This is a genomic window from Kitasatospora sp. NPDC057518, from assembly GCF_042802075.1.
Classification (GTDB): domain Bacteria; phylum Actinomycetota; class Actinomycetes; order Streptomycetales; family Streptomycetaceae; genus Kitasatospora.
On the sequence record NZ_JBHVEU010000023.1, the window covers coordinates 5622 to 23577 of the forward strand.

Annotated in this window: 12 protein-coding genes; 2 read left to right on the forward strand and 10 right to left on the reverse strand. The window is 74.3% G+C overall.

Annotated elements, in window-relative coordinates; all coding sequences use genetic code 11:
* Positions 1–130: 130 nt before the first annotated feature.
* The 10 genes from ACFU7Z_RS04250 to ACFU7Z_RS04295 all read right to left on the reverse strand — a co-directional run bounded on the left by ACFU7Z_RS04250 (position 131) and on the right by ACFU7Z_RS04295 (position 15756).
* Entirely contained in the window at positions 131–472 is a 342-nt protein-coding gene (locus tag ACFU7Z_RS04250; protein WP_380775845.1) for a metal-binding protein, read from the reverse strand.
* Positions 473–484: 12 nt separating this feature from the next.
* Positions 485–1147: a 2OG-Fe(II) oxygenase gene (locus ACFU7Z_RS04255; RefSeq protein WP_380775905.1), complete on the reverse strand. Its 663-nt coding sequence runs from the start codon at positions 1145–1147 to the stop codon at positions 485–487.
* Positions 1148–1274: 127 nt separating this feature from the next.
* Positions 1275–2084, reverse strand: coding sequence for a 2OG-Fe(II) oxygenase (locus ACFU7Z_RS04260; RefSeq protein ID WP_380775848.1), 810 nt, complete (start codon positions 2082–2084; stop codon positions 1275–1277).
* A gap of 171 nt (positions 2085–2255) precedes the next feature.
* Positions 2256–3014 (reverse strand): thioesterase II family protein, encoded by a 759-nt coding sequence (locus ACFU7Z_RS04265; protein ID WP_380775851.1) that lies wholly within the window; start codon positions 3012–3014, stop codon positions 2256–2258.
* Positions 3015–3072: 58 nt separating this feature from the next.
* Positions 3073–4308, reverse strand: a complete 1236-nt coding sequence (locus tag ACFU7Z_RS04270; RefSeq protein WP_380775854.1) for a cytochrome P450 — start codon at positions 4306–4308, stop codon at positions 3073–3075.
* Entirely contained in the window at positions 4305–6221 is a 1917-nt protein-coding gene (locus ACFU7Z_RS04275; RefSeq protein WP_380775857.1) for an amino acid adenylation domain-containing protein, read from the reverse strand. Before ACFU7Z_RS04275 ends, ACFU7Z_RS04270 begins: the two co-directional genes overlap by 4 nt.
* Before the next feature lie 104 nt (positions 6222–6325).
* Positions 6326–6751, reverse strand: coding sequence for a nuclear transport factor 2 family protein (locus tag ACFU7Z_RS04280; RefSeq protein ID WP_380775860.1), 426 nt, complete (start codon positions 6749–6751; stop codon positions 6326–6328).
* A 34-nt stretch (positions 6752–6785) separates the two neighbouring features.
* A complete protein-coding gene (locus ACFU7Z_RS04285) occupies positions 6786–9944 on the reverse strand; it encodes an amino acid adenylation domain-containing protein (RefSeq protein WP_380775863.1) in 3159 nt (1052 codons plus the stop codon).
* A complete protein-coding gene (locus tag ACFU7Z_RS04290; RefSeq protein ID WP_380775866.1) occupies positions 9941–14056 on the reverse strand; it encodes an amino acid adenylation domain-containing protein in 4116 nt (1371 codons plus the stop codon). Before ACFU7Z_RS04290 ends, ACFU7Z_RS04285 begins: the two co-directional genes overlap by 4 nt.
* Positions 14053–15756, reverse strand: a complete 1704-nt coding sequence (locus tag ACFU7Z_RS04295) for a condensation domain-containing protein (protein ID WP_380775869.1) — start codon at positions 15754–15756, stop codon at positions 14053–14055. Before ACFU7Z_RS04295 ends, ACFU7Z_RS04290 begins: the two co-directional genes overlap by 4 nt.
* 436 nt (positions 15757–16192) lie before the next feature.
* Between ACFU7Z_RS04295 and ACFU7Z_RS04300 the strand changes: the two genes are divergently transcribed.
* Together ACFU7Z_RS04300 and ACFU7Z_RS04305 are read left to right on the forward strand one after the other, a co-directional pair.
* Positions 16193–17695, forward strand: coding sequence for an AMP-binding protein (locus ACFU7Z_RS04300; RefSeq protein ID WP_380775872.1), 1503 nt, complete (start codon positions 16193–16195; stop codon positions 17693–17695).
* Positions 17692–17955 carry a phosphopantetheine-binding protein gene (locus ACFU7Z_RS04305; RefSeq protein WP_074005830.1) on the forward strand — a complete coding sequence of 88 codons (264 nt, stop codon included), beginning with the start codon at positions 17692–17694 and terminating at the stop codon, positions 17953–17955. Before ACFU7Z_RS04300 ends, ACFU7Z_RS04305 begins: the two co-directional genes overlap by 4 nt.
* The last annotated feature ends 1 nt before the right edge of the window (position 17956 follow it).

Sequence of the window (17956 nt, forward strand, 5' to 3'; positions counted from 1 at the left end):
CGGTCGGGTGCGGGGAGGAGCGGGGAGCGGTCGGGTGCGGGGAGGAGCGGGGAGCGGTCGGGTGCGGGGAGGAGCGGGGAGCGGTCGGGTGCGGGGAGGAGCGGGGAGCGGTCGGGTGCGGGGCGGGGGTTCACGGGGTGCGGTCCTTCCGGCGGGTCTTCCACTGCCGGTACCTCTCGGGCAGGCACACCGAGCAGGGCCGGTAGGCGGCGGCGATCGCGGTGGCCTCGTCGGCGAAGAAGACGCGGTGGCGCACGTAGCCGCCGGTGGCGATGGTACGCAGGGCGGAGGGGCAGTCGAGGCGGCCGTAGAGGCGGCCCCGGCGGTGGCCGCCGAGGGTGCCGGGCGTGGTGCTGGAGTACGGGCGGTTGTCGGGTCCGGTCAGGGTGTAGCGGCGGGACGGGACCGGGGCGGTGCCGACGGTGGGCGCAGCGGTGTCGGCGGCGGGCCCGGGTGTGCCGGTGGCGGCCATGGCGGCGGGGCCTCAGGCGTCGTGGAAGACGAGGCCGAGGGTGTGGCGGCGGCCGCTGCGCACGGTGCTGACGCCGTGGCGGACGGGGCCGGCGCGGTGGCCGCGGGCCGAGGGGACGGGGCGGTCGCGGGTGGTGAAGATCAGGCCGTGCCCCTGGGGGACGACGGTGGCGGTGCCGCGGGACTGGGCGCGGGGGCGCTGTTCGACGAGGAGGAACTCGCCGCCGGTGTAGTCGGTGCCGTGGGCGTCGAGGCCGATGACCACCTGGAGGGGGAAGACGAGGTCGCCGAAGACGTCGCGGTGCAGGGCGTTCCAGTCGCCGGGGCCGTAGCGCAGCAGGATCTGGGAGCTCTTGTCCTGGCCGGCGGCGTGGCACATGGCGGTCCACTCGGCGAGGGTGTCGGGCCAGGGGGCGGGGCGGCGGAGCTTGTCGGCCCAGGTGCGGGCGACGGTGAGCAGGTGGGGGTAGAGGGCCTCGCGCAGGGCGGCGACGGGTTCGGGCAGGTCGTGGGTGAAGTAGCGGTACTGGCCGGAGCCGAAGCGGTGGCGGGCCATGTCGACGGTGGTGCGGAACAGTTCGGGCCGGTCGTAGAGCGCGGCGAGCTCCCTGCACTGGGCGGGGTCGAGCAGGCGGGGCGTCGGGGCGCAGCCGTGGGTGTCGAGTTCGGCGGTCAGGGCGGTCCAGTCGGCGGTGTCGAGGGCGCGGACGGCGGCCTGGACGCTGCCGGCGGCGGTGTCGGGGACGGTCTCGGGGGCGAGGGTGTTCACGGGGTGTCCTGGTGGTGAGCGGGCGGGCGCGCGGTCAGCGGGCGTTGTGGAAGATCACGCCGAGCGTGGTGCGGCGCCCGGACTCGACGGCGTTGGTGCCGTGGCGCATCGGGTGGCGCCGGTAGCCGCGGCTGCCCTGGACGGGGCGGTGCTGGACGGGGAAGACCAGGGCCTGGCCGAGGCGCGGCCGCACCACGATCGCGCGGGACTGCGAGCGGGGCCGCTGTTCGACGAAGACGTTCTCCCCGCCGGTGAAGTCCTCGCCGGGCCGTTCCAGCATGATCGTGGCCTGCAGCGGGAAGACGAGGTCGCCGTACACGTCCTGGTGCAGGCAGGCGTGGTCGCCCGGACCGTACCGCAGGACCAGCGGGGTGGGACGGTGCTGGCCCTCGGCGGCGCACTCGGCGTGCAGCTCGGCGAGGGTGGGCGGGAAGGTCCGCTCCCCCAGCCGCGCCGCCCACTGGTTGGCGATCCGCGCCAGCGGCGGGTACAGCCGCTCCCGCAGCGCGTCCAGGACCGGTACGGCGGCCGGGTCGGCGTAGTACCGGTAGGTGCCGCGGCCGAAGCCGTAGCGCTGCATCACCACGGTGGAGCGGAACAGGCCGTCGTCGTCGAAGGTGTCGGCGAGCTCCCGGCACTGGGCGGGCGACAGCAGGGGCCCGGTGAGCGCCACCCCGTCCCGGTCCAGCTGCTCCCGCACGTCCTGCCAGTCGACCGGGGCGAGCGCGGGCAGGACGGCCGGGCCCGGGGAGGCCGGGCCCGGCGCGGGCGCGACGGTGGCCTGCGCGGCGGTGTCAGGTTCGGCGGTGGCAGCTTCGGCAACGGCGAAGAGGGCGTCGTTCACGGGGAGGTCCTTCGACGGGCGGGGACGAGCAGGCGCACGGGCCCGCGGGAAGGCGGGCCGTGGCCGGCGTGCGGTCGGGCTGTCCCGATCGTCACCCGTGGAAGGGTCCGTGTGCTGGCGGCATTCGGACGTCGCGTCGGGCGCCGCTTCCGAGCTCGGACGGGTCCGCCGTCAGGACGTGCGGGAGCGGGTGGGCGCCAGGTCCGCGACCAGCAGCGCCAGCAGGTCCGCCGGCGCCTCGATGAAGCGGTAGTGGCCTCCTTCCAGGAGTTCGAAGGTCGTGTCGCCGCAGGCCGGCCAGCCGGTCATCAGGGACGGCGCGATGCCCGTGTCCTCGGTCCAGCCGATGGCGGTGACCGGGCACGGCAGCCGGAATGGCTCGGCCACGTGGTAGCGCTTGTTCATGTCGACGTCGTTGCGCAGGACGCCGAGGTAGAGCGCGAGCAGGCTCGGTTCCAGTGTGCCGCCCAGTTCCGCGACGAGCCCGCGCAGTTCGTCGGCCAGCTCGTCGTCGTTCATGCCGAGGAAGCGGCCGTAGGGGCCGTCCTGCGGCGCGACCTCCGAGGAGACGAACAGCCGGGTCGGGGCGGGGCAGCCCCGCTGGACCAGCCGTACGGCGGTCTCGTACGCCGCCAGCGCGGAGCCGCAGTGGCCGAACAGGGCGTAGGGCCGGTCCAGGTAGGGGCGCAGCGCTTCGCAGAGGTCGTCGGCCAGCGCCTGGTAGGTGGTGTGGGCGGGCTCGCGCATCCGGTTCTCCCGGCCGGGCAGTTGCACGGGACAGACCTCGACGCCGTCGACCGAGGACGGCCACTGGCGGTACATGCTGGCACCGCAGCCGGAGTAGGGCAGGCAGAACAGCCGCGCCGGTGCCACCGGCGACGGCTCGCGCAGGAACCACTTGTTGCGGGTACGGGCCGTCGGAGCGTCCACTGATGACCTTCCGTGTGGGGTTTCTTCTCTGGTTCGGCTGCGGTGAGAGTGTCGGGCCCTACCGGGTCCGCGCGGTGACCGGCAGGTGGGTGAAGCCCGCGATGACGTTCGAGCGCATCCGTCGCGGCGCCCCGGCGAGCTCGAAGTCGGTGAACCGGCCGAGCAGTTCGGCGAACAGGATCCGCAGGGCCACCCGTGCGACGGTGTGGCCGATGCAGTAGTGCGCGCCGACGCCGAAGGCGATGTGCTTGTTGGGCCGCCGTCGGATGTCGAAGGTGTACGGGTCGGCGAACACGGTCTCGTCGCGGTTGGCCGAGGCCAGCCAGACGACGACCGCGTCCCCCGCGGGGATCGGCACGCCCCGGACCTCGACGTCGCGGGTGGTGTGGCGCATGAAGTGCTGGGTGGGCGAGGCCCAGCGCAGGGCCTCCTCCACGCCGCTGCCGAGCAGCTCCGGGTGGGCCGCCCAGTCGTCCAGGACCGGGGTGCCGGCCAGTTCGGCCATCGCCGCGATCGGCGGCTGGGCGGTGGTGACGGTCGCACCGAGCAGCAGGCTGTAGCAGTTGGACACGATCTCGCCCGGCGACAGCCGGCGTCCGTCCAGTTCCATCGTGAGCAGCACGCTGACCAGGTCGTCACCCGGTGCGCGCCGGCGCTCGGTGACGAGGTCCTGGAAGTAGGCGAACAGTTCGCGGTGGGCGGTCACCAGGGTGGCCTGGGGCCCGTCGGCGAGCTGGAACTCGGGGTCGTCCGCGGCGATGCAGGCGTGGGCGAGCCGGACCAGCCGCGGCCAGTCCTGTTGCGGCAGCGCCATCATGGTGCCGATCACCGCCATCGGCAGGGTGGCCATGGCGGCGGCGAAGTCGTACGGGCCGCCGTCGGCCAGCGGCCGGAGCAGGTCGACGACGACCCGGCGGATGGCCTCCCGGTCGTTCTCCACCGTCTTGATCGACAGGGCCTGCTGGAGCGGGCCGCGCAGGTGGGCGTGCCGGGGCGGGTCGGTCGCGGCCATCTGGCGGCCGCCGGCGGGGTCGCCCTTGCCGAGGAGGTTGAGCAGGGTGCCCTGTTCGGAGGTGAACGTGGCGTGGTCGCGCAGGACCCGGTTGGCCTCGGCGTGGCCGACGACCGACCAGTAGCCGATGTCGCCGACCGGCTGCCAGCTCACCGGGGCCTCGCGGCGCAGCCGTCGCCACGCCTCGTGCGCCCCGCCCGCGTGGTAGAGGTCGGGGTCGATCAGGTCGACCGGCCGCGGGGCGAGGACCGGGCAGCGCGCGGTCGGGGGGACCGTCGTCATCGGGGCCGCTCCTCCCCCGCCGCGCCGGCCGGCCCGCCTGGCGCATCGGCCCGGCCCTCCGGGCCCGCCGTCCCCAGCCGCTCGCTGAGGGCCGTCGCCAGCTCGGCGACGGTCGGCGACATGTAGAGGGTCTGCGCGGGGAGGTCCACGTCGAACTCGCGCTGGGTGGCGACCAGGAGGTCGGTGGCCAGCAGGGAGTGTCCGCCGAGGTCGAAGAAGTCGTCGTCGACGCCGACCGGTTCGATGCCGAGGACGTCGCCCCACAGGTCGGCCAGCCGGGTCTGCACCTCGGTGACGGGCGGGACGAACTCGTTGGGCACGTTGCGCGGGACCCGGGTGGCGGTGGGCAGGGCCCGGCGGTCGATCTTGCCGTTGCGGTTCACCGGCAGCTCGGGACGGACCAGGATCGCCCAGGGGATCAGGTAGTCCGGCAGGCTGTCCCGCAGGTCGTGGCGCAGCCGCCGGCCGAGGTCGGCGTTGCCCTCCGGACCGGGTTCCGCGGGCACGACGTAGGCCAGCAGCCGGGTGCCGCCCGCCGGGTCGGGCTGCGGCAGCACGACCGCGTGCCGCACCCCGGGGAGCCGTTCCAACTCGACCTCGACGGCGCGCGGTTCGGCGCGGTAGCCCTGGACCTTGACCTGGTCGTCCGCGCGTCCGACGAACTCCAGCGTGCCGTCCGGCAGCCAGCGCACGAGGTCGCCGGTCCGGTACATCCGGGCGCCGGGCTCGGTGCCGAACGGGTCGGGCAGGAACCGTTCGGCGGTCGCGGCCGGGCGGCCCAGGTAGCCGCGGGCCAGGCCCGCCCCGGCCACGTACAGCTCCCCGCACTCGCCGACGGGCACCGGCCTGAGCTCGTCGTCGAGCACGGCGACCCTGGTGCCGCTGATCGGGCGGCCGATCGGCACGCTCCGCAGCTCGGGGAGGGTGCTGCTGGTCCAGCAGGTCGTGTACGTGGTGTTCTCGGTCGGTCCGTAGCCGTTGGTGAAGAGCAGCTCCGGGTGGCGGGCCAGCAGGTGCTGGACGTGGCCCGGTGAGGCCACGTCGCCCCCGGTGAGGACGTGCCGGACGTCGGCGAACGCCTCCGGGTGGGAGCTCACCATCTGGTGGAGGAGCCCGGTGGTCAGCAGCAGGACCGTCACGCGCTCGGCGCGGACGACGCGCGCCACGTGCTCCAGGGTGATGGCGACCGGGGGGAAGAGGACCAGCCGGCAGCCGTTGACGAGCGGGGTCCAGATCTCGAAGGTGGAGGCGTCGAACGCGACCGGCGCGAGGTGGAAGAAGACGTCCTCGGCGCGGACGTCCACCCAGTCCGCGCCCCGGACGAGCCGGTCGACCGCCCGGTGGGGCACGCCGACGCCCTTGGGCTCGCCGGTGGAGCCGGAGGTGTAGCTGACGTAGGCGAGCCGGTCCGGGTCGCCGGGGCGGGCCGGGGCCGCCGGGCCGGTGGCCGGCTCCTGCGCCGGGGCGCCCTCCGTCACCGTGACGACGGCGTGGGGCAGCCGCTCCCGCAGCTCGGGCCCCGCGGCCTCCTCGGTGATCACCATGGCCGCGCCGGCGTCTTCGAGCAGCAGCGCGTGGCGGGCGGCCGGGTCGTCCGGTTCGAGCCCGAGGTACGCCCCGCCCGCGATGAGGACGGCGAGCAGGGCCACGATCAGCTCCGGCGACCGCGGCACCAGCACGCCGACGACGCCCTCCGGCGCCAGTCCGGCGGCCCGCAGTCGCCCGGCGAGCCGGTTGGCGCGGTCGTCGAGCTGCCGGTAGGTCAGGGTCCGTCCGTCGCAGGTGACGGCGGGCGCGTGCGGGGCCCGCACGGCCTGCTCGGCGACCAGCTCGTGGATCGCCCGGGCGTCGAACGGTGGCCGTCCAGTGCCGACGAACGCCGGGATGTCGGAGGTGAGGACCGTCTGGGTCAACTGCTTCCCGCTTTCCTGTGCTGAAGTGTCCCCGTCGGGGGTGAACGCGCGACCGCGAGGGCGGTCGCCGCCGGTGCCGCTGTGGCTGTGGTTGTGGCTGTGCCTCAGACCGCCGGCACGTGGAAGAAGGTGTCGCGCGCGGCGATGCGGCCCTGCGGCGTCATCCGGAAGAAGTCCGCGAACCGCAGCTCGACCTCGCCGCCGTCGTGCAGCACGCCGCGGAACAGGCCGTGCACCGCCACCTCGTCGCCGGTGGTGACCACGGTGGCCAGGGTGTGGGTGCCGGCGCGGATCACCCGCTGGTCGCGGTAGAAGCGCTCCAGTTCGGCGTGCCCGACCATGGGCGGGTACCCGGGGCGGTGGTAGCGGGCGTCGGGGGTGAACAGGGCGACCAGCGCGGGCACGTCGCCGGCGTCGACCAGCCGGTAGTACCGGCGGACCTGGGACTCCGCCGGCGCTACGGCGGTCGGTGCTTCCGGTGTCGCGGGCGGTGCCGGGGTGTCGTCGGGCTGGGAGAGGGTGTGGACCATGCCGAAGGTGCTTCCTGTGATCGCCCTCAGGGGCTCAGGGTCGGGTACGGGGTGAGAGGACCGGTACGGACGCGGCGTCCGGGGCCTCCTCCAGGGCTTCGACCAGGCGCGCCGGGGTGGGCGCCTGGAACAGGGCGCCGAGGGTGAGGTCCCGGCCGAACCGCACCCGCACCCGGTTGACCAGCCGGGTCGCGAGCAGGGAGTTGCCGCCGAGCGCGAAGAAGCCGTCGTCGACGCCCACCTCGGGGCGGCCGAGCACCTCGGCGAACAGCGCGCACATCGTCCGCTCCGCCGGGGTGCGCGGCCCGGGCCCGGACGGTGCCGGCTCGGGGTCGGGGACGGGCAGCGCGGCCCGGTCGATCTTCCCCCTGGGCGTCAGGGGGAAGGCGTCGAGCACGACGATCGCCGAGGGCACCATGTAGTCCGGCAGGGCCGCGGCGGCGTGCTCCCGCACCGAGGCCGGGTCGAGCGCCGGGTCGGGCCCCGGGGCCCCGGCCGGGACGACGTAGCCGATCAGACGCCGGCCGGAGGAGGCGCCCGGGCCGGCGGCCACGGTCGCCTGGGCGACGGCGGGGTGCCCGGCCAGGACCGCCTCGATCTCGCCGAGTTCGATGCGGAAGCCGTGGAGCTTGACCTGTTCGTCCGCGCGGCCGAGGAACTCCAGCTCCCCCTCGGCGTTCCAGCGGACCACGTCGCCCGTGCGGTACATCCGCTCGCCCGGTTCGCCGAACGGGCACGGCACGAACTGGGCGGCCGTCCGGCGGGGGTCGTTCAGGTACCCGCGCGCCACGCCCGCGCCGGCGACGTACAGCACGCCGGCCACCCCCGGCGGCACCGGGGACAGCGTCTCGTCCAGGACGTACACCCGCCGGTTGTCCACCGGCCGGCCGAGGGGGACGACGTCGGGCACGGCCTGGCCGGGGCGGAGCACCCGGCGGGTGGTGAACGTGGTGGCCTCGGTCGGGCCGTACCCGGCGACCACCACGGAGTCCGGGCAGCGGTCCAGGACGCGCCGCACCGCGTCGGCCGGCACGATGTCGCCGCCGGTCCACACCTGGCCGACCCCGGCCAGCGTGCCTGGGGACTCCTCGGCGAACACCCGGAACAGCCCGGCCGTCAGCCAGAGCGCGCCGACCCGGTGGTCGACGATCTGCCGGTGGAGGTCCGCGAGCGCCAGCTCGCCGGGCGGGGCCACGACGACCCGGCCGCCGTTGAGCAGCGGCACCCACCACTCGTAGGTCGAGGCGTCGAAGGCGTGCGGGGAGTGCGCGAGGACGCGCGGGCCGTCCTCCTCGCGCCAACAGCCTTGCGCGGTCAGGCTGATGACGTTGCGGTGGCTCAGGGCCACGCCCTTCGGCGTGCCCGTGGAGCCCGAGGTGTACAGGACGCAGGCCAGGTGGTCCGGGCGCAGCGGCACGACGGGGTCGGTGGCCGGCTGGTCGGCGAGGCCGGGGTCGGCGTCGACGACGACACCGGGGGTGCCGAGGGACGGCGCGTGGTCCCGGGTGGCCCGGTGGGTGAGCAGCATCGCCGCCCCGGTGTCGTCCAGGACGCGGCGCAGGCGGGCCGCCGGGGCCCGGGTGTCCAGGGGTACGTAGGCGCCGCCGGCCTTGGTGACCGCCAGGACCGCCACCACCACGTCGACGGAACGTTCCATGAGCACGGCCACCGTGCTGTCGCAGCGGACGCCGAGGGCGATGAGCCGGTGGGCCAGCCGGTTGGCCCGGGCGTTCAACTCCGCGTAGGACAGGGTGGTTTCGCCGCACACCACGGCGGGCGCCTCGGGCCTGCGCGCGACCTCGGCCGCGAAGGCCGACGGCACCGTCGGGTGCGGCAGGGGCCGCGTGGTGCGGTTGGCGGCCACGACGGTCCGGTGCCGTTCCCCGGGGGTGAGGAGGTCGGGCCGGCCGATCGGCCGGTCCGGGTCGGCGGCCACCGCGTCCAGGAAGCGGCGGAACCGCTGCTGGTGGGCGGTGAGTTCGGCCTCGGTGTAGAGCGCGGGGTTGGCGTCGAGGTCGAGCCGGGGCTCGGTGCCGTCGGAGCGGTCGTAGACGGAGAAGGAGAGGTCCTCGACCGGCCCGTTGGACAGGTTGTGCACGGTGGCCCGGACGCCCGCGAAGTCCAGGTGGTAGTAGAAGGACATGATGTTGACGACGGGCCCGAACAGGACCCGCTCCGAGCGGGCCGGGTCCAGTTCCCTGCGCAGGTCCTCGCTGCGGTGGCGCTGGTGCCCGCGCTGGGCGGCGACCTCCTCGGCCACCTGTCGCGCGAGCGCGGACAGGCCCTGTTCGGGGTGGACGCGCAGCCGCAGCGGCACCACGTTCGCCACCATGCCGGGGACGGCCGGCGCGGCGGAGCCGGTGCGCCCGGTGACCGGCATGCTGAGCACGACGTCCCGTTCGCCGCTGAGGCGGTGGAGGTACGCGGCGACCGCGGCGGTGAAGGCGGTGGGCCAGCTCGCCCCGGCGGGTCGCGCGGCCCGCCGCAGCGCGGCCAGGGTGGGCGCGTCGAGGCTGCCGGTACGGCGCAGGAAGCCGTCCGAGGCGGGCGCCGAGCGGCTGGCGAGGCTGACCGGGTCCGGCCGTCCGGCCAGCCGGGCCGCCCAGAACTCACGGTCCCGCTGGGGCTGTTCGGAGGCGTGGTAGGCGGCGTCGTGCGCCAGCAGGGCGCTCAGCGGCCCGAAGGCCGGCCCTGCCCCGGCCCGGCCCCCGACCAGTCCGGTGTAGGTCTTGGCGACGCGGCGCGCGATGAGCGACATGCTGAAGCCGTCGACCACGATGTGGTGGACGCGCTGGTACCAGAGGAAGCGGTCCGGCGCGACGGCGAACAGGGCCTGGCGGAACAGCGGGTCCCGGGTGAGCCCGAGCGGGGTGGACAGGTCGGCGCGCATCCAGCGCTCGGCCTCCCCCAGCGGGTCCGGCGTCGAGGTGAGGTCGACGTGGTCCATCGTCCAGTCGGGCGACGCGGTGACAACCTGCCGGGGGCCGTCGGCGCCGTCGGTGAGGCGGACGCGCAGGGACTCGGTCTCGTCCACCACGCGCCGTACGGCCGTCTCGAACAGCTCCGGGTCGATCGGCCCGGGGATGTCCACGTACTCGCCGGTGTTGTAGGCGGGGCTGCCGGGGCGCAGGTGGTGGGCGAACCAGATGCCGGACTGCGCCGACGACAGCGGCAACTCGTGTCGGTCGCTCATCCGAGCTCCTCCAGGACGGCCGACAGCGCGTCGGCGAAGCGGGCGACGTGCGGCGGCGACAGCATGTCGTGGTGGTTGCCGGGGACCTCGACCACGCTCAACGCCCCCCGGGTACGGTCCCGCCACCGGGCGGGGACCACGACCGGGCCGCCGAGTTCGGGGTGGGTCTCGGCGCTGGTGAACAGGTGGATCGGTGTCCGCAGCCGTGCCGTCGACCGGTAGCGCCGGGCGGCGGCGCCGTTGGCGGTGAACACCCGTGCCATGCGCCGCAGTTGTTCGGTGCGCACGTGCGAGGGAAGGTGCTCGCGGCCGTCCGCGTCGTGGAGCAGCAGGGCGAGGGCGGCCTCCTCGTCGAGCTCGTGGAGGTCCCCGCCCTCCCTGTCGGCGGCTTCATCGGTGGACGCGGGCGCTCCGACGTCGATGATCCCGAGGAACCCCGGGGGGTTCCCCTGTTCCTCCAGCAGGCGGGCCAGCTCGAAGGCGACCAGCCCGCCGAAGGACCAGCCGGCCAGCAGGTACGGGCCGTCGGGCAGGACGGACCGCAGCTCCCGCAGGTAGCGTTGCGCCTGCTCCTCGACGGTGGCCAGGGGCGGCTCGTCGGTGTTGTAGCCGACGGCCTCCAGGCCGTAGACGGGCCGGGCGGCGTCAACCGGGGATTCGGCGAGCCGCTCGGTGAGCTGTCCGGCCAGGTGGAGGAAGGAGCACACGTCGCCGCTCTGCGGGTGCACCAGGATCAGCGGCGCCCGGCGGCGGTCCCCCTCGGCCAGCGGAACGACCAGTCGGCGCAGGGCCCGCGCCGCGTTGGGCAGTTCCGCGCACAGCCCCTCGACGGTGGGGTGGCGGAACACCGTGTTCAGCGGCACGGTCACCCCCCACTCCCGCCGGACGGCCTCCACCAGCTCGACCGCCCTCAGGGAGTGCCCGCCCAGCGCGAAGAAGTCGTCCCGGACGCCGACCCGCGGGGTGCCCAGCACGCGCTCCCAGATCCTGGTCATCAGGAGTTCCGGCAGGTCCCGTGGCGGGAGCGCACCGGCCGCGTGGTCGTGGCGGGCGGGCTCGGGCAGGGCCCCGCGGTCCACCTTGCCGTTGGTGGTCAGGGGGATCCGGTCGAGCGCGGTCAGCGTCGTGGGCACCATGAACTCGGGCAGGGTCTCGCGCAGGGCGCGCCGCACGGCCGCCAGGTCAGCAGGCCCGTCCTGCCACACCAGGTAGCCGGCCAGTTCGGCGTCCGTCCCGCCGCCGCGCACCGTCACCGCGGCCCTGGCGACACCGGGCTGCGCGCACAGCGCGACCTCGATCTCGCCCAGCTCGATGCGGTACCCGCGGATCTTCACCTGCTCGTCGGTGCGGCCGAGGAAGACCAGGCTGCCGTCCGGCAGGTACCGCGCCAGGTCGCCGGTGCGGTACAGCCGGCCGCCGTCCGCACCGAACGGGTCGGGCACGAAGCGCTCGGCGGTCAGCCCCGGCCGGTTGGCGTACCCGCGGGTGACGCCGACCCCGCCGATGTGGATCTCCCCCGGGACGCCGACGGGCACCGGGGCGCCGGCCGGGTCCAGCAGGTAGATCCGGAGGTTGCCGAGCGGCCGGCCGATCGGCACGGACCCGCCCGGCCGGGCCAGGTCCCGGTCGGCGTCCACCCGCCGGGTGACGCAGCCGACGGACGCCTCGGTGGGACCGTAGCCGTTCCACAGCGTGGAGACCCGGTCGAGGAGCCGCCGGGCCAGGGCGGGCTGGAGCGGTTCGCCCACGCAGATCGCCTGGAACCGGCCGCCCGGCCAGCCGCCGTCCAGCAGCAGGAGCCAGGTGGCCGGGGTGGCCATGAGCGTGGTGACGCCGAACTCGCGCATCATCTCCGTCAGGCGCGGGCCGTCGACCGCGACCTCCGACGGGGCGATCACCACGCTCGCGCCCCAGGCCAGCGGCATGAGCACCTGGGGGACGATGACGTCGAAGGAGATCGAGGCCACCGAGGCGACGACGTCGGACCCGTCGAGGTCCAGCTGGCGGCCGCGGACCACCAGGTAGTTGACCACGCCCTCGTGCGGGACCAGCACGGCCTTGGGGCGGCCGGTCGAACCGGAGGTGTAGATCGAGTACGCCAGGTCGGCGGGCGTCGCGAGCGGCGGCAGCCGGTCCTCGGACAGGGCCGCGACGAGCGGGGCCTCGGCGTCCAGCCACACCGTCTCGGCGCCGTGCTCCGGCAGCCGGTCGGCCAGGGAGCGCCGGGTGAGCAGCAGCGGCACGTCGGCGTCGGCGAGCATGAACGACATCCGCTGGGCCGGGAGGTCCGGGTCCAGCGGCAGGTAGGCGGCGCCCGACTTGAGGACGGCCAGCAGGGCCACGACCAGCTCCGCCGAGCGCGGCAGGCAGACGCCGACCAGGCGTTCCGGCTGGGCTCCCCGGGCTCGCAGGTGCCGGGCCAACCGGTTGGCCCGGCCGTCGAGTTCCCGGTAGGTCAGTCGCTCGCTTCCGCAGCGGACCGCCACCGCCTCGGGGGTCAGCCGGGCCCGCTCCTCGACCAGCTCGTGCACGCAGAGCTCGGCGGGGAAGGGTTCGTCGGTGGCGTTGGCGGCCACCAGCAGCGCCTCGCGCTCGGCCTCGGTGAGCAGGTCCAGGCGGGAGACGGGACGGTCGGGGTCGTCGGCCGCGGCGTCCAGCAGCCGGAGGTAGTGGCCGACCAGGCGCTCCACGCTCGCGCGGTCGAACAGCGCGGTGTCGAAGGCCACGGTGCCGGTCGTCCCGCTCGTGCCGCTCATGCCGCTCGTGCCGCTCGTACCGTCCGGGCCGCCCGGCCGGTCGGCGATCACCAGGCTGAGGTCGACCTTGGCCGTGCCGTTGTCGACCTCCAGCTGTTCGACCTCCGCCCCGGCCAGCCGGAGGGAGGCGGTCGGGTCGGACAGGCCGGCGACCATCACCTGGAACAGCGGGTTGCGGTCGAGGCCGCGAGCCGGCCGCAGCTCCTGCACCAGCCGCTCGAACGGCACGTCCTGGTGCGCGTAGGCGTCCAGGGCGGTCCGGCGGACCCGGTCGAGCAGCTCGGCGAAGCCCGGGTCGTCCGCGAGGTCGGTGCGCAGGACCACGGTGTTGATGAACGAGCCCACCAGCGGGTCGAGTTCCGGCCGGGTGCGGCCCGCGACCGGCGTGCCGACCGCCACGTCGGACTGCCCGCTGTAGCGGGCGAGCAGGGCCTGGAACCCTGCCAGCAGGGTCATGAACATCGTCGCGCCGTGCCGCCGGCCCAGCAGCCGCAGCCGCTCCGCCAGTTCCTCGGGCACCGTGAAGGTGATCCGCTCGCCCCGGCCCGCGCGGACCGGTCCGCGCGGACGGTCGGTGGGCAGGTCCAGCGGCGACAGCCCGGACAACTGTGCGCTCCAGTAGTCCAGTTGGCTCTGCAGGCGGTCGCCGGAGAGCCGGGCCCGCTGCCAGTGGGCGAAGTCCGCGTACTGGATCCGCAAGGGGGGCAGCTCGTGCTCGCGGCCTTCCAGCCGGCTCCGGTACATCGCCGACAGGTCGTCCCACAGCAGCGGCATCGACCAGCCGTCGACCGCGATGTGGTGGACGACCACCACCAGGAGGTGCTCGTCCTCGTCGACCCGCAGCAGCGACGCGCGCAGCAGCGGGGCGGCGGCCAGGTCGAAGGGGCGCAGGATCTCGGAGTGGACGAGGTCGAGGGCGAGTTCCGTCCGGCGTTCCGCGGGCTCGGTCCGTAGGTCCGTGACGGGCAGGTCGATCGGCCGGGCTGGCTCCACCGAGGGGACGGGGCGGCCGTCTTCCTCGGGGAAGGCGGTGCGCAGGACTTCGTGGCGCCGCACCAGCTCGGTGAGGCTGTGGCCGAGGACGGCCATGTCCAGCGGGCCGCGCAGCCGGAAGACCTCGTGGACGTTGTACAGCGCGGGGCCGTCGGACAGCCGCTCGATCAGCCACATGCGTTCCTGGGTGAACGACGGCACCCGCGCGCCCTCCGGGCGGGGCGGGACCGCGGCCTCCGGCTCGCCCTCGGCGGCCCTGGCCCGGGCCGCGCGGACGCGTTGGTCGAGCAGGGCGCGTAGGCCGGCCCGCGTGGGAGCGGTCGGCTGGCCGGGCTTTTCGGGGCGACTGTGCTGTGCCTTCACGGGTGACGGGCCTTTCCGGCGGGGAGCGGTTCCGCCTCGGCTTCGCCGAGGTCCGCCAGCAGCGCCGCGTCGATGCCGTCGGCGAGTTCGGCGACGGTCGGGTGGTAGAAGAGCAGGACGACCGGCAGTTCGAGGTCGAGCGCCCGGCCGAGCCGGGACATGACCTTCGAGGCGAGCAGCGAATGGCCGCCCAGTTCGAAGAAGTCGCTGTGCACGCCGTCCGGGGTGACTCCGAGCACCTCGGCCCAGGTCTCCAGCACGAGGAGTTCGGTCTCGGTCTCGGCGGCGCCGGCCTGGGAGGCGTCGGGCCGCGGGGCCACGGGGTGCACGGTGGGAGCAGAGGAGCCCACGCGGAGGCCGGGCGGGGTCTGCCAGGCGGAGATCGGCCGCTCGGGAGCGCCGACGAGGTGGTCGAGCAGCGCTGTGAAGCCCTCGGCGAGCCGCAGCACCGTGTCGCGCTCGAAGAGGTCGGCGGCGTAGCGGATGACGCCGGTGAGGCGGTCGCCGAGGTCCGTCAGGGAGACCTCGATGTCGAACTTGGCAACGTCGTTGGGTATCTGATGGCTGCTCACTTCCAGACCCGGGAGGCCGGACGGGAGCGCGGGCGGATCCTCCAGCTGGAACATGACGGTGACCAGCGGGTGCTGGCCGAGGTCGCGTTCGGGCCGCAGCTCCTGCACCAGCCGCTCGAAGGGGACGTCCTGGTGGGCGTAGGCCTCCACCGCGCACCGCCGCACCCGGGCGAGCACGTCGGTGAAGCCGGGGTCGCCGGACAGGTCGGTGCGCAGGACGAGGGTGTTGACGAAGAAGCCGACCAGCGGCTCCACCTCGATCCGGGTCCGCCCGGAGATCGGGGTGCCCACTGCCACGTCGGCCTGTCCCGTGCAGCGCGCGAGCAGGACCTGGAAGGCGGCCAGCAGCGTCATGAACGGCGTCACCTCGTGGGTGCGCCCCAGTGCGCGGATCCGGTCGGCGAGTTCCGCCGGGATCTCGATCTCGACCTGGTCGCCCCGGCCGGACCACGCCGCGGGGCGCTCCCGGTCCGTCGGGAGCACCGACGGGACCAGGTCGGCCAAGTGCTCTCGCCAGTAGTCGAGTTGGCCTTGCAGCGCGGTTCCGGCCAGGTGCTTCCGCTGCCAGTGCGCGAAGTCGGCGTACTGGATGGGCAGGTCCGGCAGGGCGATCGGCCGGCCGTCGACGGCGGCGCCGTACCCGGCGGAGAACTCCTGCCACAGCACCGGCAGCGACCAGCCGTCGCAGGCGATGTGATGGATCACCAGGACCAGCAGGTGGTCGTCGGGGGCGACGCGGATCAGTCGGGCCCGCAGCATCGGGGCGGCGCCGAGGTCGAAGGGGGCCGCCAGGTCGGCGGCCACCAGCTCCCGGGCCCGCCGCCAGGCCTGTTCCGCCGGGGTGTGCGCCAGGTCGGTGATCGTCGGCACGAAGGTCTCGACCGGCTCCGTGACGTGGCACGGGCCGTCCTCGGAGTCGGCGATCCGGCCGCGCAACACCTCGTGGCGCCGCACGACGTCGGTCAGCGCCCGGACGAGCGCCTCCTGGTCCAGCCGGCCACGCAGGCGGACCGCGGTCGGGACGTTGTGGTCCGGCAGGCCCGGCCGCAGCCGGTCGAGGAACCACAGCCGTTGCTGGGCGAAGGACAACTGGGTCGGAGCGTGCGCGCTCCGATCGGAGCCAGGCATGACGGATCCACCTTTCACGGCGATCGGGCGCGCTAAAGCACCCCGGAAATCCCCTCGCCGATTCGCTTCTTCGCGAACAGTACGGCGGATACTAGGCAGCTCCCGTCTCACTCCGCAAGACAGAGAAGGGGGTCGAAGGCATCAGGACAATCTTTACGCCAGACCCCGCTAATCCTTATGTAGATTGAACACGCTCGACGGCTAGCATCCGCGCACCCGACCGCTACACCCGCCCTGACGTGCCGTCATGGTGCAGATCGAGCACACCACTTCCGTGGACGAGCGCCACGTGATAATTCTTCTTTCGCCGGGAAGGCGGCCGGACGGGCCCCTTTCGTGTCGGCCCTTCATTGTTCCGAAAAAGATCGGTGAACCCGTTGCATGAACTCATCCGTTGTCCATAGAGCCCACCCCGTTGCATGAACTCGGAGAAGTCATGATGCAGCAGAACCTGGTGGGTTCATTCGTCTCGCACGCCACCGACCACCCCGGTGATCCGGCCCTGGTGTGGCACGGGGAGGAGACGACCTACCGCGAACTCCACCGGGCGGCGGAGCGGGAGCGCCTGCGGATCGTCCGGCTCGCCCCGGACGGCGACGAGCCGATCGGCATCCCGGCCGCCAAGTCGCCCTCGACGATCGCCCTGGTGCTCGCCTGCCTGCTGGAAGGGCGGCGCTTCCTGCTGCTGCCGGCGCCCGTACCGGAGGGCGGGACCGCCCCCGCCCCGGCCGAGCGGGCCGGCATCCGGCACGTCCTCTCGCCGGAGGACCCCGGTCCGGACGCCGGGGAGCGGTCGGCCGAACCGAAGCCGCCACGCGCCACGGAACCCGCCGACGTCTCCTTCATGTTCACCACCTCCGGTTCCACCGGGCAGCCGAAGATCGTGCCGCTGAGCACGGGCGCGGTGGACCGCTTCACCACCTGGGCCGGCGAGCGGTTCGGCATCCGTCGGGGAACGACGGTCCTCAACTACGCGCCGCTCACCTTCGACCTGTGCCTGCTGGACATCTGGGCCACGCTCAAGCACGGCGGCCGCGTCGTCCTGGTCGACCCGGCCCGGGCCACCCAGCCGGGCCACCTGCTGGACCTGCTCTCCCGCCACGAGGTCCAACTCGTCCAGGCGGTACCGATGTTCTACCAACTGCTGGTGGACGCGACCGCGCAGAGCGGCCGCCGGCTCGACACCGTCGAGCACGTCGTCTTCACCGGCGACAGCCTGCCCGCCCGCTGCCTGGCCGAACTTCCGCGCCTGTTCCCCGGCGCGCGGCTCCACAACGTCTACGGCTGCACCGAGACCAACGACAGCTTCCTGCACGAGGTCGACGGCACCGAGCCGCCGGACGGCCCGGTGCCGATCGGGCGCCCGCTGCCCGGGGTCCACGCGGTGATCGTCGGCGCCGACGGCGCGATCGTCACCGGGCCGGGCACCGGCGAACTCCACGTCGCGACGCCCTTCCAGACCGACGGCTACCTGGACCGGGCCCAGGACGCCGACAGGTTCGCGACCCACCACCACGACGGGGAGACCCGGCGCTACTTCCGCAGCGGCGACCTCGTCCGGCGCGACGAGGACGGCCGCGTCACCCTGGAAGGCCGCAACGACCACCAGGTCAAGGTCCGCGGCACCCGGGTCAACACCCACGAGGTCGAACAGGTGCTGCTCGACCACCACGAGGTCGTCGAGGCGGCCGTGGTGGCCGTACCCGACCCGGTGGCCGGCCGCCTGCTGCGCGCCGTGGTCCGCCGCGCCCCGGACAGCCGGCTGAACTCGCTGGCGCTGCGCCGGCACTGCGCGCAGCGCCTCCCGCTCACCGCCGTCCCCTCGACCCTGCGGATCGTGGACGACCCGCTGCCCAGGACGTCCACCGGAAAGATCGACCGCGCGCCCGTCGAGCGCGCCTGCTCCCCCTCCCAGCCCACCGAAGGAACGGCCACGTGAACCACGCCGCGGTAGTCACCCAGTTCATCATCGAGGAGTTCCTGCCCGACGTCGGCCCGAACGAGCTGGACGCCGACTACGACCTCGTGGACGGCGGGGTCATCGACAGCCTCGGCCTGCTCAAGACGATCGCCTGGCTGGAGGACCGCTTCGACGTGCGCGTCGAGGAGTTCGACCTCGACCCGGACAGCTTCCGCTCCGTCGGCTCGATCAGCAGGTTCATCGACCAGGCCCAGCCGCAGCGGACGGACGCCCTCTAGT

Bases quoted from the DNA above. Each gene is read 5' to 3' on its own strand.
- ACFU7Z_RS04270 (WP_380775854.1), bottom strand. From the start codon at position 4,308: ATGACGACGGTCCCCCCGACCGCGCGCTGCCCGGTCCTCGCCCCGCGG.
- ACFU7Z_RS04250 (WP_380775845.1), bottom strand. From the start codon at position 472: ATGGCCGCCACCGGCACACCCGGGCCCGCCGCCGACACCGCTGCGCCC.
- ACFU7Z_RS04300 (WP_380775872.1), top strand. From the start codon at position 16,193: ATGATGCAGCAGAACCTGGTGGGTTCATTCGTCTCGCACGCCACCGAC.
- ACFU7Z_RS04295 (WP_380775869.1), bottom strand. From the start codon at position 15,756: ATGCCTGGCTCCGATCGGAGCGCGCACGCTCCGACCCAGTTGTCCTTC.
- ACFU7Z_RS04280 (WP_380775860.1), bottom strand. From the start codon at position 6,751: ATGGTCCACACCCTCTCCCAGCCCGACGACACCCCGGCACCGCCCGCG.
- ACFU7Z_RS04285 (WP_380775863.1), bottom strand. From the start codon at position 9,944: ATGAGCGACCGACACGAGTTGCCGCTGTCGTCGGCGCAGTCCGGCATC.